Source organism: Wocania arenilitoris, assembly GCF_021728535.1.
Classification (GTDB): Bacteria; Bacteroidota; Bacteroidia; order Flavobacteriales; family Flavobacteriaceae; genus Wocania_A; species Wocania_A arenilitoris.
Genome location: NZ_JAKKDU010000003.1, coordinates 1 through 19,085, shown reverse-complemented (window position 1 = coordinate 19,085; position 19,085 = coordinate 1). Strand labels below are relative to the sequence as shown.

Genomic DNA, 19,085 nt, shown 5'->3' with positions numbered 1-19,085 from the left:
ATGCGTTGGACACTTAAGCCAAAACCAGAAGCCAATAAATTAGCGTTATTAAAAGAAGCATTACAAGTAAATACTGCTATTGCAACCCTATTGTTGCAACGTGGTATTGAAACTTTTGAAGAGGCTAAAACGTTTTTCAGACCCAGTTTAAAAGATTTGCACGATCCATTTTTAATGAAAGATATGGATAAGGCTGTGGCGCGCATTAAAAAAGCCATGGTCAATAAAGAAAATATTTTGGTTTATGGCGATTATGATGTAGATGGTACTACGGCGGTAGCTTTAATGTCTACCTATTTAAAAACGAATTACCCACTTGTTCATACCTATATTCCTAACCGGTATGATGAAGGTTATGGTATTTCATATAAAGGTATAAACTTTGCTTTAGAAAACGATTTTTCGTTAATTATTGCTTTAGATTGTGGTATTAAATCGGTTGAAAAAGTAGAGCACGCTAAAAAATTAGGTATCGATTTTATTATTTGCGATCATCACAGGCCAGGAGCAGAAATACCAAAAGCAGCAGCAGTTTTAGACCCCAAACGAGAAGATTGTAATTACCCATATAAAGAATTATGTGGTTGTGGTGTAGGTTTTAAATTGGTTCAAGCTTTAGCATCAAAAGATGGAGAAACCATTGAAGATTTAACCGATTATTTAGATTTGGTTGCTACAGCCATTGGTGCAGATATTGTGCCTATTGATGGCGAAAACAGAACGTTGGCTTACTTCGGGCTTATGGTTATTAATACAAATCCACGACCAGGAATAAAAGCTATTTTAAATCAAGTTAAAAAGACCGAACTTACTATTACTGATGTGGTTTTTATTGTCGCCCCAAGAATTAATGCTGCTGGACGCATGAAACACGGTAATTATGCAGTGACATTGTTGACTGAAGAAGAGGATGATAAAGCACGACAATATGCCATTGAAATTGACGAATATAATTTAGACAGGCGTGAAACAGACAAACAAATTACACAAGAAGCACTTAAACAAATTGAAGACAATAAAGAGCAAAACCAACTTACTACTGTTGTTTACCATAAAGATTGGCATAAAGGCGTTATTGGTATTGTGGCTTCTAGATTAACAGAAACCTATTACCGGCCTACAATTGTGTTTACAAGAAGTGGCGAAAAGTTAGCAGCATCAGCACGTTCCGTTCGAGGGTTTGATGTGTATAATGCAATAGAAGCTTGTAGTGAACATATAGAGCAATTTGGCGGACATAAATATGCAGCAGGATTAACACTTAAAGAAGAAAACTACGAAGCTTTTAAACAAGCTTTTGAAGAAGAAGTAAATAAAACGATTGATAGAAATTTATTAACTCCAGAGATTGAAATTGATACACAAATTGATTTAAATGACATTACGCCAAAGTTTTATAGAATCTTAAAGCAGTTTGCACCCTACGGGCCAACGAATATGACCCCCGTTTTTATGACTGAAAATTTAATAGATACCGGTTACGGAAAATGTGTAGGACAAGACAAAACACATTTGCGTTTAACAGCTACTCAAACAGAATCTTCTAAGAGTGTAGTTTGTATTGGGTTTGGTATGGGCAAAAAGTTTGATGTTATTTCAGAAAAAAAACCTTTTAAAGCAGTTTACTCTATTGATGAAAATGAATTTAGAGGGAATACAACTCTTCAGCTTAAATTGAGGGATATAAAAAATAATTTTAAACTAGAAAAGGGATTAGTTAAAAAACCATAGTTTAATAGACATAAGTATAATCATTACAACTAAAAAAGATTTTATAAAACCTTCTCCTTTTTTAACAGAAAATCGACTTCCAAACCAAGCTCCAAGTCCATTTCCTAAAGCTAAAACCAATCCAATTTCCCAATTTACTTTGTCGTTTATAACAAAAACAGCAAGAGCAGAAAGAGTATAAATAAAAACTACAACAACTTTTGTGGCATTAACTCTAATTAAATCCATTTTATGAAAAAAGTGTAAAAACAGAATAATAATAAACCCTAATCCAGCATTTATAAAACCACCATAAATTCCAAAAAAGAAAAAGGCTATTATACCAACCCATAAATATTTTCCTGTAAGTCGTTCTTGTAAATCAATAGATTTTAGTTTAGGCTTAAATAAAATTAAAAGCACAACAATTACCATAATTAAGGCAAGAATCTTGTTAAAAGTTTCGCCATTAATATCAACAGCTATATTAGCTCCAATTATTGCTCCAAAAATGGCAGAAATACCTAAATAAATATTAAATGGAAATGTTGAAATCCCTTTGCTTTTAAAGCCAGCAGTTGCCATAGCCGTTTGAAATACAATACCTATTCTGTTAGTACCGTTTGCAACGCCAGGAGGTAAACCACAAAATATTAGAACCGGTAATGTTAACAAAGAACCTCCTCCAGCAATTGTGTTAATAATACCAACGGCAATCCCTACACCAAAAATTATTAAATACAAATAAAGGTCTTCCACGTTTATAAATACAAAAGGTTAATAATAAAGTAAATAATCAGTATTTAATTTAGATATAGCTAAATTGATATAATTTAAAAGGGCAAAACACTTATCCAAATGTTTTTAACTCCATAGTTTTTCCATCAAAAACACCATACGTGTAATAATTAATCCAATCGCCAAGATTTAGGTATTTTGATTTTTCGTTTAGGGTTATATTTAAAGGCAAATGCCTATGCCCAAATACAAAATAGTCGTGGTGTTTTTTTTCAAGTTTACGTTTGCAATATTGTACAAGCCACTCATTGTCTTCACCTAAAAATTTAGCATCTTCTTCACCAGAAATCAATTTGTTTTTTACTGATAAATATTGTGCCAACCTTACCCCCAAATCAGGGTGTAACCATCTAAACAGCCATTTACAAAACGAATTAGTAAACACTTTTTTCATGCGCTTGTACCCTTTGTCACTTGGTCCTAGACCATCACCATGGCCTATAAAAAATGTACTTCGAGTACCCTCGGCAATCCTATTAAAGATAAATTCTTGTGGTTTATGAAATACAGGAATGTTGAGTTCTTCTTCAAAATAACCATTCATCCAAAGATCATGATTTCCTACAAAGTAGTAGATTGGAATTCCAGAATCTGATAGTTCTGCAAGTTTGCCTAACGTACGGGTAAATCCTTTTGGGACTACTTTTTTATAATCCATCCAAAAATCGAATAAATCGCCTAAAAGAAAAATAGCTACAGCATCTTGTTTTATGTGGTCTAACCATGCAACAAATTTCTTTTCACGAGGCAAAGATGCTTCTTTGGTTGGTGCTCCTAAATGATTATCGGATGCAAAATATATATATTTTCCTTCTGGAATTGATATGTTGTAGAGGTTATTCATTGTCTCTTGCAAACCATTCAGCAAACGAAGTTGCCGTTTCTTGAAGTTTTAATGAATGGAGTTTAATATTTTCAGGTAAACGTTTTTTAATTTTTTTAGAAAAGTCGATAACCATCATTTCACTTGTAGGTTGATAATCTACTAAAAGCACATTATGCCCTCTATTTTCTAGCTCTTTAGCTAGCTCAACATGAGGCGTGTTTTTATTAAATACTGTGGCATGATCGAATATATTAACAATCTCTTCTTTTACAATATTTTTTAAATCTTTAAAATCGATAACCATTCCATACTTTGCATTAGAAGCATCTTTTATAGGTTTACCAATAACAGTAACGTAAAGCGTATAGCTATGCCCATGTACGTTTTTACATTTGCCATCGTAACCATAAAGGGCATGACCTGTTTCAAAAGAAAATTGTTTTGTTATACGAATATTGCTCATGTTATAATGTTATTTGCTGTACAAAGATACTATCTTCTTTTTCTTCTATTTACAAAATAAACGATTATTAAAACTAAACCTAGTAACAGAAACAATCCGTTTCCACTTATAAAATTTAATATATCCATTGCTTTTATTTTTTAGATTTATTTTTAATGTACCTGTAAATTAAGTATGCTATTACAATTACAACTACTAAAGGCAAATATTTTCCAATAGTGTAACCTATGTTATATCCCGCATCATAAGCTTCTGATTCTTGTAAGGCGATTAACGGTTTCATGAAAATTATTTTTAATTAAGGGTGTGTTATAGGCTCAAAGTTAATTGTTTTTTGACAGCGGAATAAATATTTTTCTGAAAATTAGAATTAAAGGAAAACCACGAGCAATAATCCAAAATGTTATAGCGATAAAAATGGCATAAAGCTTATAATCCAAATAATCTAGCCAAAACAAAATAGGAATAAACACTAAAAAAGTTGATGCTAAAAGCACATTTCGTAATACCTTCATTTTGCCTAAACCTTTAAAAATACCATCAAAAATAAAGGCAAGTGTACAAAGTGGTTGCATTGCTAAAACAATCCAAAATATGCTGTAAAACTGTTTTAAAACTTCGGGATCGTTTGTAAATATACGTCCTAAAGGATAATATAATAAACCACCAATAACCGCAATTAGCACCCCTATAATAATGCCGTACTTTATTAGCTTGTTGCTTAAAGAAATAAGTAAATTATATTCTTTTCCTCCAAATAATTTACCCGATAAAATATTACCTGCACTAGCATAACCATCTACAATAAAGGCGCCAAGGAACCATAAATTAATGGCGATAGTATAGGCTGCAATATATGTTGCACCATAACTTGTGGCAAAAGCACTAGCATAATAGAGCGTAACGTTTAAAGCTATAGTGCGCACAAAAAGGTTAATAATCATTAATAAAAAACGATTTATTTCTTTGTTAAAAGGAAAGCTTAATTTTAAAGGAATTGATGTTTTTTTAAGCAAATAATAAGCAGATAAAACAGCCATAGCTAATTGAGCAATTACACTGGCATAAGCAGCACCTTTAATATGCATTGGAGAAATAAAACCATCAATTCCGTAAACTAGAAGAAAGTCTAAAATAATGTTTACTATAGTTCCTGTAATGGCAATTAGCATGGGGTAATAAGTGTTTTGCAAACCACGAAAAGCACCAAAAACAGCTATGGTAAAAAGTGTGAAGGGAAACCCGAAAACACGAATTCTGTAATACTCTACACTATAATCTAAAATTAAGCCAGAGGCATTATAAAGTTTAAAAATGTTATTAGCAAAAGGGTAAGTTCCTATAATTATTAATATGCTTAATGATGTAATAATAAATATAGCTTGCGCTGGAAGGTTTTTAATTTTATCGAGCTTGTTAGCACCAACATATTGAGATACTATTGAAGAAATAGCACTTCTGGTTTGCCCCAAAACCCAAATTAGCATCGATAAAAAAGTAGTTACAATACCAACCGCAGCTAAAGCTTCGGTAGCATTAAAATCAACGTTTCCAACTATGGCAGCATCGGTTAATGACAGAATGGGCTCAGAAACTCCAGATATTAAAGCTGGAATAGCCAATTTGTTTATATGTTTTAAACTTATGTTGGTTCTCACAATACTAGTTCGTAACAGTAAAACGGATGTTGACTTTGCTTAGGGAAATAAATGTTTCCCAATCGTTTATAACCTCGTAATTCATAAAATTTTTGATTTCTTTTATTTTGAGAAAAAGTATCTAATCTTACAGAACTGTAATTGTTTTCTTTTGCAAATTTTTCAGCAAAATCCATTAATTTTTGTGCATAGCCCTTACCCTGATAATTTGGATGAATTGCTAATCTATGAATATAAATATTACGTTTATTTTCAGTCAACCAAGAAATAGGTGCATATTCTTCATCCATAAGCGATGAAATAACTACACAACCAACTAGCGTTTTTTTGCTTTCAATAACATGTAATTCGTTTCTTAAAATATCATTTTTAAAAGCACTTTTATTGGGATAATGTTTGTTCCATTGATAAATACCTTTACTTATCATAAAACGAGCACATGCTTTGGTTATTTTTATAATTTCATCGATATCTTTAAGTGTTGCTTTACGAATCATTTTTAATGTTTACTTTTGCATAAAGTTGCTACAAATTTAGTCTTTTAAATTTTTTATTATGAAGAATATTTTAGTACCTGTAGGATCGTCAAAAAATGCTCTAAGTCATTTGCAATATGCCGTAGATTTTGCCAAAGCTTTTAATGCAAAATTATACATTGTACAAATTTATAATGTATATACCAAAGCTGGTACTATGATAAAAGTAGACCATATTATAGAGCAGGAGAGTAAAACCTTTTTAAACGATTTAGTATCTAAAATTGATACAAAAGGAGTTGATGTTATTGTAAAAACTTTAAAAGGGAAATTAGTTGATACACTAGAGCTAGCATGTAAAGCAGCTGACGTTGATTTAATTTTAGTTGAGCCTAGAACAAACTCAATAAAAGATGAGGTCTTTTTAGGAAAAACCTCTGGAAAAATTATTAAGCAAACTCAAATACCTGCACTTATTATCCCAGAAGGTTATCAGTTTAAGCCTTTTAAAAATATTTTGTTAGCTGTTAAGTCAGCAATTATTAGAAAGGAAAAAGCTTTATCCCCTTTAATTGATATTAAAGATAATTTTAAAACTATTGTAAATCTGTTATTGGTAAAAACGCATTATTATAACGATGGTGATTTTGATGTAAGTAAAAAGCTGAAAAGTATAGTTGAAAATATTACCAAAACAGAAAATGCAACTACGTACCATGGTGTTTTAGAGCATTATCAATCTCATAACCCAGATATGCTATGTGTGGTAAGAAGAAAACGAGGTTTTTTTATAAAAAAATGGGAGAAAAACGTAATCTTAAAAAAAGACTTTAACAGTAATATACCCGTTTTAGTTTTAAGTGGATTAAAATGAATTTAAGGGGATGTAGCTCAGTTGGCTAGAGCGCTTGACTGGCAGTCAAGAGGTCGTGGGTTCGAATCCCATCTTCTCCACTAGTAATGATAAGCCTTAGCAGATGCTAGGGCTTTTTTGTTTTTTATGGTGGTGGGGTATTGTGGTGGGTTTTATTCTATATGATACCATTGATAATTGTTACCGTTCCAAAATAGAATTCCGCCACCATGAGATTCTTCAACACTCATAGATATTCCGTTTCCAATTAATTTAAAATTTTGAGTTTGGTCCGGTCCAAGTATATCTCCAGTTTCCTTGTCAACTAAATCTGGCGCAACAATTTCGCCTTTTGGTATAATTTCAAGAACCTCAATCCAATTCAAGTTTGTCATTCCATGAACTTCTTTTCCAGCGCCATAGACAAAAGTTTCCTGAGATACTGAATTATGTATTATTAACACTCCTTTTTCGTTTGTCTTCTTGTTATTTACTAATGAGAAAAAATCTACTACTTCGTCCCCATTGAAATCACCCTTCAAACTTTTATTAATTATTAATTCGAGTGAATCTGGAATTTTATTTAGGTCTATAAATTCAAATGTATTTGGTTTGTTGAGCTGCAAATTTTCAAGTTCTTGAGCATTTAAGAATTTATACAAATTAGGAAACTCTATATTTAAATTCCTGTCTGGTTCGTATCCATATTCTAATCCAGCATTCAAAAGTCCCTCTAAATTATTTTTTTGCTTTGTGTTTAATTTGGATGTCATTTTCATAAAATTATCCTCTCCAATTTTATAAACAATTTCAGACGTGATGATTCCTAAATCATAACAACCAGCTCCACCACCACACCAAAACTCGGTTAGCCATTCAAGAGCTTTCGAATCTTTTTTAATTATTCGAGCTATTAAATCAGTTAGTTCTTTGTTTTGTTTTAGTGATTGGTTTGTATAAAGTGTATGTCCAATCTCAATTCCTTCAATTTGATTTTGTTTACAGCTCCAAATTGTAAACAATAGCAGAAAGTAAATCGGGTATTTCATTATTTTAAAATTATATAATGTTTAATCCTTTTATTTTATCCCAATGATATCATCTCGAACTTCTTTTCTCCATTTTTTACCGATTTTTTTGTCTAAATATTCTGCAATGACGGCATTGTATTTTTTTAATGATTCATTTGAAATAGCTTCACAGCCAAATTCGTAAAATGAAACACCATACTTTAAAGTGAAGTTCTTGTCTGAACTATAAATTACAGGAGCAATACCGCCAGATAACAAAAATTGAATTTTTCCTTTTTTGATGTCTTCTAAAGCTGTTTTAGCATTAACATTAGGAAACAGACTTAAAGTAATTGAAAGTTCTTCAAAGTTCGTCTCTTTAGCTGAAAAGATTAACTCCTGAGCTTTATATCCAAGCGCAGAAACTTCAATTTTTAATTCAAGTGGAGAAGTTTCAGAAGTATATTGAAATTTAAAAACACCTTTTTCATTTGTTATTGAACCCTGAGAACCAATCATGACAAATGCCTCGGGGACGACTCCTTCTTCAGAAAGTACTTTTCCTGCAACCCTTATAGTATTTTGCCCAAAGGTGAAATCACATAAGGTTAAGAAGATTAAAATCAATGATGCTCTAATGTACACAGTTTTGAAGTATGATTACGGTTATTTGTAAGGCCTTTATTTATTGTATACGACCTTAATTATTGTAAGGGTCCATTAATCCAACTAGTTTATGTCCCTGTTCTTTTATTAGTTGCTTTTTGTTAAAGTTACCACTAAATTCATTGGAATAAATAATTAAATTTTCATTGACATACAATTCAAATCTAAATTTCGCTTCTATTTTCCCAGTTAGGCATGGAGCGTTAAAATCCCAGTATTCATTTGGTTTTATAAAAACAGAGTGATAACTATTTCCGCACCAACTGCTAGGTAGGTATTCTATATCTCTCCATTTATCATTATAAAACACTTGCCTTTTTAAGTATAACCTACTGTCTTGCGCTGGTAGCTTAACTATAGAATCGGTTTTGTTTATTACGAAAACTTTAAATCCTTTTATATCTGTAGAAAACTCTGAAATAGAGTCGTTTTTTGCAATAATCTGAAACTTCTCGTCAGACGAAAGCCTATTAATTTTGTTATCAATAGTTTTAGGAGAATTTTGGTCTTCATAAAATCCCCCGGCAGCTATTGAATCAGTTTGGCTTGTGCCAGCATAGAAATATCCACGTAATTTGAATTTAACATCTAAACAATTTTGACTAATAACAAGTTGGGAAATAAAAATCCAAATTGTAGTTATAATTATTTTTTTCATGATTTATAGTTTCCTTCTAAAATATAGCAGAGTTCTAGTTAACGAAAACGAAAATGAGTGAAACATAGTTTCCAGTTAGTAAAATATTATTCAATCCAATCTTCAGTATGTCTGTTTTTATCTAATCCAACAGTTTCAAATTCGTCTTTTAGCAAAGTTCGAATTACTCCCAACTTTTTTAAAACTTTGTTCATTGTTCCTTTTTTAAACTTTCCAAGAAATACACATTGTTTATTTTTCCAAATGATTCCAATATGCCCACCTTTTCCACCAAAAAAATCGGATTCAACATAGGCAATTTCTTTATCTCCAACTAATTCAATGGTCTTTTGCTCCATTTTTTTGTCAAGAAACTCGAATGTGGATATTCCTGCACTAGCTTCATCATTATTGATTTCATCAAACAATTCTTCAGTCATAGGAATTAAAGAAAAGCCATGTTTTAAATCTACAATTTGAGCTTCACTGAACCTTTCTAAAATGGAGTTTAAGTTTTCGGTTTTTCCTAAATATGCCTTTAAAGTGTATCCCATTTTATTTTAAATAATCCACAATTAGAAAAGGTAATATAGCGAATGAAAAAAACAGAATCATTGTATAGATTAAATCTGCAATTTTCCCATGCTTATCTACTTCGGGTTCTCTATTAAAAATTAATTTATAAATTCTTCTAGTTGGGTATTGAACAATTAATAGCGTTAGCGGATATAAAAAATTACCAGCTGTCATATTGGAGAAATATGACGAATAATGGTGTTCTAGAAATAAACCGTAATAGTAAAATCCTAATGCAATTAAAAAACTTTTGAGGTAAAAGGAATTATGTCTTAACATTTCATAATCCATAAAAAACCAAAGACCAACTCCCATACCTGTAAATAATGTTGTTTTTTGAAAAACTTCAACATCAACTTTTAAGTGTGGAACTATGAGATTTAGAAACAAAACGATTATAAAAATAATGAAGATGATATTAAATCGCTTTTTGATACTATCAACAGAATCTTCCTCTCTTTTTTTTCTTTTATGTAGGGACGCTTTTAAGGTTTCTGGGTTTTCAAGCTTTTCGATATTATGTGAAGAAAAAGTTATATCACCAGTCACCTCTTTTATTTTGCCACCAAAATCAATTTTAAAATGCCTGTTATCTTTTGTAACAGCATAGACATTGTCATATTCAGTATCTGATTTTGGAATGTAAATTAACAATTCTTGATTGTCTAATTGTTTATCGAGTTCCCTAGCTTTTGTATATCCTTTTATGTCAACATTATAATTTATGTTTTCCGGATAATCCATATAATTAACCAAATAAAAAAATCTATTGTTATCCAGTCTATCGTCTGCTTTTATGATGTGATTCCCACGACCATTTTTGTATAATTCAAATTGAAGATTGTTTGAAAAATTTTCCGAATATAAATCAATCCATTGCTGTAATGCCTTTTTTATATTAATATAGGAACCACCCTTAATTATTATTAGATTATTATAAGTCATTCTTCATGTGATATACAATGTGTTTGTATATAGATAATATGTTTTTGTTACAACTGATTAAATATTATCATGTTTAGGATTTATTTGAAGTTGCGTGTTATCTTTACAATAACTCTACCAATTTATCTGATAATTCATTTACAATTTGAACTACTTGTTGAGTCGAATTTTGGTAATCGATAATTAATTCAGATATGTTCAATTCTTGATTCACTGAAAGTCAGTTCCTTAAAATATGGTTAAAATCATTTTTTGTAAACTGTATTTCTAAAATTAATAACTTCTTTTTTTAAATATTCATCATTAACTAGTTCAATCGCTTTATTAATGTGTTTTTTAGCTTTTTCAATTTCATCTAATTGATAATAAGCTCTTGACATATTATAATAGAAGTAGCCTCTTTTTTTTCCATTTCTTTGAAAGCTAAGTCCTTTGTTATATAATTCAATAGCTTTTTCATATTCATCATTTCTGGCTCTTGAGAAGCCATAATTCAAGTAAGTCATCCAATATTTACTATCCAATGATAGTGCTTTTTCAAAATAATTATTTGATTCATCAAATTCTTTTAATTCAGCACAAACATTTCCTAAAACATTAATAATACTCACATTATTTGGCTCTAATTTATTTGCATTTTCAAAATTTTCTTTTGCTTTTTTATAACTCAGTCTAGAACTAAGCGATATGCCTTGGTCATAATACCATGCTGAGATTGAATCCTTAACCACACCATTCTCAAAAGAGTTCTTATAAAGGACATTTGTATTCCCATCAACTGTTGTAATGAATTTTTCTTTATCAGAATAAACATCATTTTTGCAATTGAAAAATGAAATCAGAAATACAAATACATAGGTTTGCTTCATAATGCTATGTCCTGAAATATAACTAAAGGTTATATTTGTTTTTAATTTAGTTTTTCGTTGCAATACTTTGCTATTTATAGTAATAAAACCAGTTACTTTCATAATTGTTATCAAAATTCTCTTTGCTATCAAGATGAACATAGAAATAATCTTTTTTGAAATACCCGAATTCATCGTAATTAGTCAATAAATGAAAATATTGTCCATTCCATATTTTATGTGTTTCAGAATCTTGATATTTTTTTAATAGTTCATCTGTGAACAAGAAGAAAGTTACTCCATCAAATTTTTTGTCAATTTCCCATAGCTCTTGATTATTTAATCTAGATTTCAGTTGAATTATTTCCTTATCGGGAATACTTTCATTTGCCTCTATTTTTGCTATGGATTCAAAATCAGTAAAATAAACGTATAGATTTTTTGACTTATAAGTTAACCCAAGTATTCTTTGAATCCAACTCGGCTTATTTTTCAATTCGTAATTTGAAGTAATCTCTCCAAATTTTTTTGCAATCTCCTTTTGTTTTCTTACGTCAAAATTATAAGTTCTATTATCCATGAACTTTCCTTTATCGCTTGCATATTCAAGACAAACTTGTAGACGAGGATGAGATTTGATATTGTCCATATAATCAAATAAAACATTTAAAGTTTTTACATCATACTTTTGGTCAATCCATTTTGCAAGAGGCTCAAATTCCTCTTTTATTTTTGAGACACCTTGTTTTATTTTTTTTGTGGATTTGTAGTCCTTATCAGAAGTAAATATCATGTTTAATTTAGTGCTTTTTTATTCCACGATACATATCCTATAAGTCCAATAGCAATTATGACCATTGTAATTATTCCAAATGTTAATCCCGAAATTGGGTTGTCATAAAATTTATCATTGAATAAACCAAAAATTATAGATATTAATCTTGTAGGGATAAATGCCAAACTAATTATAATTGCTAAATATTTTGGGTTAGAATATTTTGTCAATATTGAATGTATTATTGGCGCAATATGTATTTCCGAAATACCAAGAAAAAGTAATGATAGTAAATATGTCATTATATGTTGTTCAGAAGGTACTTCAGGAATAAGGAATAAAATTCCAAATGATATTACTCCAAAAATAAAACCAAGCATTAATTTAAAGAATTGAGTACTGTAGAAATATGTCCACAAAACAATTGCAACTATACTAATGGGTAAAATAAATATTGCGTTAAGGGACTGCCACATACTTTTAGGAATACTCAAAGGTGAAATTTCACTGAATTCCAAGTGTAAATCAAAAATCCGAATATTTAAGACTTCATATATAGCCCAAAAGAGTCCTACAGCAATGAAAGCAATAGATATGTTTAAAATTCTTTTGCCTATTGGTAATTCGTTTCCTTTAATTTTGTTAGATGTCCTTTCTTTTAAAATAAGTACAGGAACCAATGACAGCAACATTAGTATTCCAGATATAATAAATCCAATATTGTAACCAAATTTTTCTCCAGAATATCCTATTAATAAAATTCCAAGAAATGAACCTAAATTTATTGCTAGGTAAAATAAAGTGAACCCTGAATCTAACAGCTTTGTTTTGGTCAAATATAATTTTCCGAAATTTGAAATAATATTTGGCGTATAAAACCCACTGCCTATTACGATAAGAAATAATCCTATGTAAAGTCCAGTTGTCGAAGGGATACAAAGGCTAAATGCACCAATTGTTTGAATGAAGCCACCAATAATTACCAATTTTTTATTTCCAATTAGTAAGTCTCCAAGTAAAGCCCCAACAATTTGTGAGAATACGACTGAACCAGCGAACCACCCAAAAATCATTATTGCTTCTGTGCTTTCCATTTTTAGGATTTCTCCAGTCATATATAAAACGACTAGAGCACGAAGACCATAATAAGATGCTCTTTCTAGCATTCTCGACAGACAATAATAAAAAGATTCTTTGGTGTGTTTTTGGTTTAGTCTTTTATCCATTTGTGTTATTCATCAAGATATGAAGTCAGCGGTTTCAAATATTTGATAAATCCGATTTCTTTACAATAATTATATATTTTTTTTCGAGCTATTTTACTGAATCCTTTAGCAGGATATGAATAGTCATCTGAAATTTTTATCATTTTTAATTCTGTTGCTGGAATTTTTTCAGATGAAATCAGGTAGTTGCATTCTAAACAAATACTAACTGTTCCAACTATTTTCTCCTTTAGATAATAAACAACCCCAAAATGAGGGTCAAAACAAGACATAGTTGTATTACCGTAACTCTTTTTGGAAATAAGTATGGTTTCTAGTTTTTCAGTTTGCTTTTCAGTTAAAGTTATTTTCTTATAAATTTTCTCTTTTTTCTTATTAAGGCAATTTTCAATAAGTAATCCACCTTCTCCTTGATATTCATAAGCTATAACTTTGTCATAGTCCAATTTTTCAAATGGGTTAAATTGCCCAAAAGCTAGAATTGGAATAATCAAGATATAGAGCGAAATTAAATTCTTCATTAGTTAAGTTCTTTGTTGACGATAGTTGTTTTTATTCTTTTCCCGTTATTAAACCTTTTTATTTCTTCAATACCTTTTTCATTGAGACAATATTGAGTTCCGTGTTTTTCCCCATTAACGTATTCACAACGATAGGTTGGTTTTTTTCCATCTTTACTTCCTATATATCCTAATTCAAGTCCGTGTTTCTTTTTTCCAATATATTGGCAGCTATAAGTCAACTTTCCTTTTTGAAATTGTTCTAGAAGTACTTTTACACCATTATCATCATAGGTTTTAACTTCGATAATCTCGCCATTGAGATTATAAGCGTATTCTTTTGAAAGTACTTGTGGTTTATTGGGATTATATATAAATTTATTGGAAACTATCTTGGCTTTTCCATTGAAATATAGCTTACTAACTAGAATAACACCCTTTTTGTATTCTTCTTCATATACTAAATGTCCATTTTTCCGTTTGCGTTGAGCAACTCCATTTAAAAGGCTATCATTAGATATTTTATAAACTAAATTGTTGTGAATATAAACTTCTTTCATTCCTATTTTTTCTTGCCCAATAAGTTGATTTGTATTAATTAGAACTAAATCTTTTAATAAAGAAGTGCCATAACCCCCAGTATGAAATGACCTAAATCCAGTATAAATCCCATTATTTGTCATATTAGCTTGAATAACCACTACCGTATCCTTTCTTTCAGTCCTAGCATCTATAAAGTAAGCAAGAAATGGAATATCTAAATCTAAAGGAACATACTTTTCTGATTTACTACTAATATAAATTGCCCTATTATTTTTTACATCCTCTTGGGTTGCTAATCTCCCATTTACATGAGGAACTTTCATCCAATTGTTGATGTTTATGGAATTGAAATCGTAAGTGTCCAGTTCTTGAGCGTTTAGTATGCTACAAATAGGTAATAAAAAGAAAATGATTAACGCTTTTTGCATTTAATTAAATAATTTTTCATTCAATTTATTCTTTTCAAATGCTTTATAATACTTCTTTGTTTTTGAATTCATTGGAACATTGTTTTTAGAGTTTCCTATAAATTTCAATAGAATTTTGGCTCCTTCTAGTTGTACTTCCTGAACATCTTTTTGTTCTTTATATTTTTGTCCTTCAATTGGCTTACAAGCTAATATTCTTTTATGGTTTATCTTTTGATTAAGAGAGTGATTCATCATTCCAACCATATATAAGTATTGCTGCTGGTTTTTGTTTGTTAATACATTGTAGAAATCATTACCAATAGGGATATTTAACCCTGTGTCTTTATTTTTCCAAAATCCAATTATTTTGTTTGCTGCTTGAAATTCTTTTCCATTAGGGTAAATAGGGTTTGAAAAAATATATTGAGTTGCATCAAAAATGAGATTTTCGTACTTTTTGTATTCAGCATTTTTATCTGCTTTCATTTTCTCCAATGATTCAGATAATAACTCTTTAGAGGATGATGGAAATGTAAAAGAAGTCCATAATCTTGATATAACTATTTCATTGTTGAATTTTCCAGCTTTAATTTCTATTTTGCTAATAGCTTCTTTTATTAACTCTTCTATCTCTTTAGACTTAGGATATGAATTTATGCTAACATCTGTTATTTCAGCATCTTTAGTTACTGATAAATAGACATAAACGTTTCCTTTAAAAGTATTTTCAGAAGTTAGTTTTTCATATATAAGCTTTCTTAATTTTTTTTCTGCACAAGCAATTTGCTCTTTTTCTGAAAGCCGATTTGTGCAATCATTTTCGAATGGTAATTCTGTTAAAACAGCGTAATGATAAATACCCTCTTTCTCTTGTTTAAAGGGCTTTACTACATACCCTTTTTCAGTTGCTTTGTCTGCGTCTATAAAATGTCCTTTTGGTATTTGTCCAATGGTAATAATTGGAACTAGAAGCAAAGTTATTAGAAAGTTTAGATTCCTTTTATTCATATCTGTTTTCTTTTTTAAATTCCCCATCTTCATTAAAATAAGATATAAGTATCTCTATCATATGGTCAATTGATAATGGTGGTTTGTTTATAATAAATTGCTTTCCATTTTCCTCATACATAGAAGAAAGACCATCTTCATAAAGGTTACCACCAACCTCAATCCAATTGTTATTATCTGTCGAAAGAATTACTTGATGAAATTTGTTCCAATTAAGGTTTTTCATTGTTTTCGTAATTTGTTCAATAGATGTACTATCAGATATTATTTTTTCTTCAGCTCCGTAATTTGATAATACCATCAATTCCATTTGTGTTTGATTTTTTGCAGTTTTTCTATTCTTATGAAGTTCAATCGCCTTTAAATAATTTATTGCGCCATTCATTGTCAAATCATGAATGAACCCATCAAGTTTAGGGTACTTTTTGTTAATCCAACTAACCAAAGAATCTCTTTGTCTTTGCCAAATATCCCAATCAGCACCATTGCATTCCAATGTTTCAATTTTTGAGATTTTCCCAGAATTAAAAGAGATTTTGTAATGACACGTCAAAGGGTTGTTTTTTAAAAACTCATAACGTAAAGAATTTGCAGCCACAGAGACAATAATCTGATTGTTTTTTTCTTTTATTTCAACTACCTCATAAGACGATTTAAATATGGAATCCCATTTAAAGTGTTCATAAAAACTATCATGGGTAAAAGGCATAGCGTAATCTCCTTCAATAATTGTAATACTATCGTTTATTAATGTTTTAATTTTATTGTAGTCAGATGAATTAAAGGCATTGTAATATTTAGTGACTGTCTCTTTATGAGTTAATTTCTGGTTGCCGCATCCCGATAAGAAATGCAAAAGAAACAGTATAAGAAAGGTGTTTTTCATTGATTAGTTTTTTCTTCTGCTAAACATTTTTTAATTGCCAATTTAGCATTTTCGAATTCGGGAATATATCTTTCTTTGAAACTCATTTTTGGTTTTCGCTTATCTACTTCTATTTTAAAATCCTCGAACTTAGGTAATTCAAATTCATAAAATACTTTTCCATTAAATTTTGGCATATTTTCCACATATTCTTTTGCTCTAAAACAATTATTAGGAAATCGAGTTGTTGCATAAGAAGTTACTTGATTTCCAACATGTCTCATTGCAGTTAAAAATAGAATAGCTTTTTCTGAATCATTATCAAGGTTTAAAGTTTCCAAATCAATGTTTGCTTCAGCTAAGCTCATTGGTTTTTGTTTATTCAAAACGTCAATAAAAATGGAACTGTAATAAAAAGCTAAAAGTGCATTTTTATTTGGTAGATTTTTTAAAGAATTTTTGATTACTTTTTTGTTTGATTCTTTTTTTAATCCAACGTGAGGGCCGTTGAATGAATTCCATTTAAGTTTTATGTTCAAATAATGAGCAACTAAAGTATTGTTAGTTGGTTTTTTCAAAAATTCAATTGATGTTATATTATTTTTTCTTTTACTTATTTCAGCGAAAAACCCTTTGATTTGATTAAGTTCAGAAGCTATAAATTTCGAGCTGTTTGAAGTTTTGTTATTTTCCCAAACAGCAATTATATATTCGGGAATAATTTCATTGTATTCCACTTTCTTATTTTGTCCGAAAGCAAAATTTATTGAAAGAAATATTATTATTAAAATCGTAATTCTCATTGATTGGTTTTTGTAAAAATGTCTCGTTCTGAAATACGGTTACAGGTTGTACACGTTATTAAATTAGTTCCTTTGTTTTTAGTTGTTTTTATCTTCAGCAATATATTCGTCAAAGTCTTCAACTTTTCCAGTAAAAGGTGTTTAACGTCAGCAAAAAGTGAACTTTTATAGGTTGATTTTTAAGAGAGAAAAAAGATTATAATTTTAACCTTAAAAATCATTACAATGAACAGAGAACACAATGCAAAATCATTAATCAAAACCGTAAAACGCAAGACACGTAAACTTTATAGCACAGAGGAAAAAATACGCATAGTTATAGAAGGGATACGGGGAGAATACACCATTGCAGAGCTTTGTAGAAAGGAAGGTATAACCGATAGTACTTACTATAAGTGGACCAAGGATTTTATGGAAGCAGGCAAGAAACGCTTAAGCGGGGACACCATGCGAGAAGCCAATACTACAGAGGTCAATGAATTAAAGCAAGAGAATAGCTCCTTAAAAGAACTGGTGGCAGAACTTTCCTTAGAGAACAGGGTATTGAAAAAAAACTTAAATGGCGACATTTAAAAAACAGAAAGTACATGCATTACAGTCCAAGTGAAAAATACGAGATTATTCGCCTTGTGGAACAATCAGAATTAGGGGTTACCAGAACCCTTAAAGAACTTAAAATCAATAAGACCACATTCTATAATTGGTATAATGCCTATTTAGAAAAAGGTTATGATGGATTAGTTAGAAAGCGTTCTAAATCCAATACAGCATGGAACAAAATCAATGAAGCCGATAGGGATAAAGTGGTAGAGCTTGCTTTGGAAAATCCTGAACTGTCCTCTAGGGAACTGGCATGGTTTATCACCGACACCTATAAGTATTACATTAGTGAATCCAGTGTGTACCGCATCTTAAAGGCCAATGGTTTAATATCCGTGCCAGCCTTTAGAATGTCCAGTGCTTCCGATAGCTTTAAAGATAAAACCACAGCTGTTAATCAAATGTGGCAAACTGACTTTACTTACTTTAAAATTGTAGGTTGGGGATGGTACTACCTGTCTACCGTTTTAGATGATTACAGCCGTTATATTGTGCATTATAAACTCTGTTCCACCATGAAAACAGAAGAGGTCATGCATACCATAGACCAAGCGCAAATAAAGGCACAAGTATTAAACAACAATACCAAGCCTAAATTATTATCTGATAACGGTTCCTGTTACATCTCCAATGAGCTGGCAACCTATTTGCAAGACAATAATATCAAACATGTAAGAGGTCGTCCTTTACATCCTCAGACACAGGGTAAGATTGAAAGATACCACCGTTCCATGAAAAATATAGTAAAACTAGACAATTATTATACTCCTGGCCAATTAGAAAAAGCATTGGAAAAGTTTGTTCAGCACTATAACTTTAACCGTTATCATGAAGCCATTAACAATTTAACACCAGCACAGGTCTATTTTGGAAAGAGTAAAATGATACT

23 protein-coding genes and 1 tRNA gene are annotated in these 19,085 nt (G+C 30.3%); 5 read left to right on the top strand and 19 right to left on the bottom strand.

Annotated features, from left to right (window positions below):
• Nucleotides 1-1,731, top strand: a complete 1,731-nt coding sequence (gene recJ, locus L3X37_RS02795; RefSeq protein WP_237238656.1) for a single-stranded-DNA-specific exonuclease RecJ — start codon at nucleotides 1-3, stop codon at nucleotides 1,729-1,731.
• On the opposite strand, the gene L3X37_RS02790 is transcribed toward recJ, so the two are convergent.
• From L3X37_RS02790 to L3X37_RS02765, 6 genes are all read right to left on the bottom strand, one after another.
• Nucleotides 1,714-2,469, bottom strand: coding sequence for a sulfite exporter TauE/SafE family protein (locus L3X37_RS02790; RefSeq protein ID WP_237238655.1), 756 nt, complete (start codon nucleotides 2,467-2,469; stop codon nucleotides 1,714-1,716). The two genes, recJ and L3X37_RS02790, sit on opposite strands and share 18 nt — an antisense overlap.
• Before the next feature lie 91 nt (nucleotides 2,470-2,560).
• On the bottom strand, nucleotides 2,561-3,334 hold the full coding sequence (locus L3X37_RS02785; protein ID WP_237238858.1) for a UDP-2,3-diacylglucosamine diphosphatase: 774 nt from the start codon (nucleotides 3,332-3,334) through the stop codon (nucleotides 2,561-2,563).
• Between the two features lie 10 nt (nucleotides 3,335-3,344).
• Nucleotides 3,345-3,797 carry a 6-pyruvoyl trahydropterin synthase family protein gene (locus L3X37_RS02780; protein WP_237238654.1) on the bottom strand — a complete coding sequence of 151 codons (453 nt, stop codon included), beginning with the start codon at nucleotides 3,795-3,797 and terminating at the stop codon, nucleotides 3,345-3,347.
• A gap of 133 nt (nucleotides 3,798-3,930) precedes the next feature.
• A complete protein-coding gene (locus tag L3X37_RS02775) occupies nucleotides 3,931-4,080 on the bottom strand; it encodes a hypothetical protein (RefSeq protein ID WP_237238653.1) in 150 nt (49 codons plus the stop codon).
• Between the two features lie 40 nt (nucleotides 4,081-4,120).
• Nucleotides 4,121-5,455, bottom strand: a complete 1,335-nt coding sequence (locus L3X37_RS02770; RefSeq protein ID WP_237238652.1) for an MATE family efflux transporter — start codon at nucleotides 5,453-5,455, stop codon at nucleotides 4,121-4,123.
• A complete protein-coding gene (locus tag L3X37_RS02765; RefSeq protein ID WP_237238651.1) occupies nucleotides 5,452-5,952 on the bottom strand; it encodes a GNAT family N-acetyltransferase in 501 nt (166 codons plus the stop codon). The genes L3X37_RS02770 and L3X37_RS02765 overlap by 4 nt, the downstream gene beginning before the upstream one ends.
• A gap of 58 nt (nucleotides 5,953-6,010) precedes the next feature.
• Between L3X37_RS02765 and L3X37_RS02760 the strand changes: the two genes are divergently transcribed.
• Nucleotides 6,011-6,805, top strand: coding sequence for a universal stress protein (locus tag L3X37_RS02760; RefSeq protein ID WP_237238650.1), 795 nt, complete (start codon nucleotides 6,011-6,013; stop codon nucleotides 6,803-6,805).
• 6 nt (nucleotides 6,806-6,811) lie between these two features.
• Nucleotides 6,812-6,885: transfer RNA gene (locus L3X37_RS02755), tRNA-Ala, on the top strand.
• A 72-nt stretch (nucleotides 6,886-6,957) separates the two neighbouring features.
• On the opposite strand, the gene L3X37_RS02750 is transcribed toward L3X37_RS02755, so the two are convergent.
• The 13 genes from L3X37_RS02750 to L3X37_RS02690 form a co-directional block, all read right to left on the bottom strand.
• A complete protein-coding gene (locus L3X37_RS02750; RefSeq protein WP_237238649.1) occupies nucleotides 6,958-7,833 on the bottom strand; it encodes a hypothetical protein in 876 nt (291 codons plus the stop codon).
• Nucleotides 7,834-7,863: 30 nt separating this feature from the next.
• Nucleotides 7,864-8,439, bottom strand: a complete 576-nt coding sequence (locus L3X37_RS02745) for an FEKKY domain-containing protein (protein WP_237238648.1) — start codon at nucleotides 8,437-8,439, stop codon at nucleotides 7,864-7,866.
• Nucleotides 8,440-8,494: 55 nt separating this feature from the next.
• Complete coding sequence (locus tag L3X37_RS02740; RefSeq protein WP_237238647.1) at nucleotides 8,495-9,118, bottom strand: hypothetical protein; 624 nt, start codon at nucleotides 9,116-9,118, stop codon at nucleotides 8,495-8,497.
• A gap of 86 nt (nucleotides 9,119-9,204) precedes the next feature.
• Nucleotides 9,205-9,651 (bottom strand): hypothetical protein, encoded by a 447-nt coding sequence (locus L3X37_RS02735; protein ID WP_199114227.1) that lies wholly within the window; start codon nucleotides 9,649-9,651, stop codon nucleotides 9,205-9,207.
• Between the two features lies 1 nt (nucleotide 9,652).
• Nucleotides 9,653-10,618, bottom strand: a complete 966-nt coding sequence (locus L3X37_RS02730; protein WP_237238646.1) for a hypothetical protein — start codon at nucleotides 10,616-10,618, stop codon at nucleotides 9,653-9,655.
• A 245-nt stretch (nucleotides 10,619-10,863) separates the two neighbouring features.
• Complete coding sequence (locus L3X37_RS02725; RefSeq protein ID WP_237238645.1) at nucleotides 10,864-11,589, bottom strand: tetratricopeptide repeat protein; 726 nt, start codon at nucleotides 11,587-11,589, stop codon at nucleotides 10,864-10,866.
• A complete protein-coding gene (locus L3X37_RS02720; protein ID WP_237238644.1) occupies nucleotides 11,558-12,259 on the bottom strand; it encodes a hypothetical protein in 702 nt (233 codons plus the stop codon). The genes L3X37_RS02725 and L3X37_RS02720 overlap by 32 nt, the downstream gene beginning before the upstream one ends.
• Before the next feature lie 2 nt (nucleotides 12,260-12,261).
• Nucleotides 12,262-13,407: a POT-type proton-dependent oligopeptide transporter gene (locus L3X37_RS02715; RefSeq protein WP_262910773.1), complete on the bottom strand. Its 1,146-nt coding sequence runs from the start codon at nucleotides 13,405-13,407 to the stop codon at nucleotides 12,262-12,264.
• 65 nt (nucleotides 13,408-13,472) lie between these two features.
• A complete protein-coding gene (locus L3X37_RS02710) occupies nucleotides 13,473-13,988 on the bottom strand; it encodes a hypothetical protein (RefSeq protein WP_237238642.1) in 516 nt (171 codons plus the stop codon).
• Nucleotides 13,988-14,938, bottom strand: coding sequence for a toxin-antitoxin system YwqK family antitoxin (locus L3X37_RS02705; RefSeq protein ID WP_237238641.1), 951 nt, complete (start codon nucleotides 14,936-14,938; stop codon nucleotides 13,988-13,990). The genes L3X37_RS02710 and L3X37_RS02705 overlap by 1 nt, the downstream gene beginning before the upstream one ends.
• Nucleotides 14,939-15,928, bottom strand: coding sequence for a hypothetical protein (locus tag L3X37_RS02700; RefSeq protein ID WP_237238640.1), 990 nt, complete (start codon nucleotides 15,926-15,928; stop codon nucleotides 14,939-14,941).
• Nucleotides 15,921-16,814, bottom strand: coding sequence for a hypothetical protein (locus L3X37_RS02695; protein WP_237238639.1), 894 nt, complete (start codon nucleotides 16,812-16,814; stop codon nucleotides 15,921-15,923). Before L3X37_RS02695 ends, L3X37_RS02700 begins: the two co-directional genes overlap by 8 nt.
• Nucleotides 16,811-17,596 carry a hypothetical protein gene (locus L3X37_RS02690; RefSeq protein WP_237238638.1) on the bottom strand — a complete coding sequence of 262 codons (786 nt, stop codon included), beginning with the start codon at nucleotides 17,594-17,596 and terminating at the stop codon, nucleotides 16,811-16,813. Before L3X37_RS02690 ends, L3X37_RS02695 begins: the two co-directional genes overlap by 4 nt.
• 225 nt (nucleotides 17,597-17,821) lie before the next feature.
• Between L3X37_RS02690 and L3X37_RS02685 the strand changes: the two genes are divergently transcribed.
• Both L3X37_RS02685 and L3X37_RS02680 read left to right on the top strand, forming a co-directional pair.
• Nucleotides 17,822-18,169 (top strand): transposase, encoded by a 348-nt coding sequence (locus tag L3X37_RS02685; protein WP_237238637.1) that lies wholly within the window; start codon nucleotides 17,822-17,824, stop codon nucleotides 18,167-18,169.
• A 14-nt stretch (nucleotides 18,170-18,183) separates the two neighbouring features.
• Nucleotides 18,184-19,085 (top strand): IS3 family transposase (locus tag L3X37_RS02680; protein ID WP_237238636.1); only part of this gene is annotated, 902 nt, incomplete at its 3' end.

Bases quoted from the DNA above. Each gene is read 5' to 3' on its own strand.
- L3X37_RS02760 (WP_237238650.1), top strand. From the start codon at position 6,011: ATGAAGAATATTTTAGTACCTGTAGGATCGTCAAAAAATGCTCTAAGT.
- L3X37_RS02695 (WP_237238639.1), bottom strand. From the start codon at position 16,814: ATGAAAAACACCTTTCTTATACTGTTTCTTTTGCATTTCTTATCGGGA.
- L3X37_RS02725 (WP_237238645.1), bottom strand. From the start codon at position 11,589: ATGAAAGTAACTGGTTTTATTACTATAAATAGCAAAGTATTGCAACGA.
- L3X37_RS02710 (WP_237238642.1), bottom strand. From the start codon at position 13,988: ATGAAGAATTTAATTTCGCTCTATATCTTGATTATTCCAATTCTAGCT.
- L3X37_RS02735 (WP_199114227.1), bottom strand. From the start codon at position 9,651: ATGGGATACACTTTAAAGGCATATTTAGGAAAAACCGAAAACTTAAAC.
- L3X37_RS02750 (WP_237238649.1), bottom strand. From the start codon at position 7,833: ATGAAATACCCGATTTACTTTCTGCTATTGTTTACAATTTGGAGCTGT.
- L3X37_RS02705 (WP_237238641.1), bottom strand. From the start codon at position 14,938: ATGCAAAAAGCGTTAATCATTTTCTTTTTATTACCTATTTGTAGCATA.
- L3X37_RS02715 (WP_262910773.1), bottom strand. From the start codon at position 13,407: ATGCTAGAAAGAGCATCTTATTATGGTCTTCGTGCTCTAGTCGTTTTA.
- L3X37_RS02700 (WP_237238640.1), bottom strand. From the start codon at position 15,928: ATGAATAAAAGGAATCTAAACTTTCTAATAACTTTGCTTCTAGTTCCA.
- L3X37_RS02765 (WP_237238651.1), bottom strand. From the start codon at position 5,952: ATGATTCGTAAAGCAACACTTAAAGATATCGATGAAATTATAAAAATA.
- L3X37_RS02685 (WP_237238637.1), top strand. From the start codon at position 17,822: ATGAACAGAGAACACAATGCAAAATCATTAATCAAAACCGTAAAACGC.
- L3X37_RS02780 (WP_237238654.1), bottom strand. From the start codon at position 3,797: ATGAGCAATATTCGTATAACAAAACAATTTTCTTTTGAAACAGGTCAT.
- L3X37_RS02730 (WP_237238646.1), bottom strand. From the start codon at position 10,618: ATGACTTATAATAATCTAATAATAATTAAGGGTGGTTCCTATATTAAT.
- L3X37_RS02690 (WP_237238638.1), bottom strand. From the start codon at position 17,596: ATGAGAATTACGATTTTAATAATAATATTTCTTTCAATAAATTTTGCT.
- L3X37_RS02740 (WP_237238647.1), bottom strand. From the start codon at position 9,118: ATGAAAAAAATAATTATAACTACAATTTGGATTTTTATTTCCCAACTT.
- recJ (WP_237238656.1), top strand. From the start codon at position 1: ATGCGTTGGACACTTAAGCCAAAACCAGAAGCCAATAAATTAGCGTTA.
- L3X37_RS02775 (WP_237238653.1), bottom strand. From the start codon at position 4,080: ATGAAACCGTTAATCGCCTTACAAGAATCAGAAGCTTATGATGCGGGA.
- L3X37_RS02720 (WP_237238644.1), bottom strand. From the start codon at position 12,259: ATGATATTTACTTCTGATAAGGACTACAAATCCACAAAAAAAATAAAA.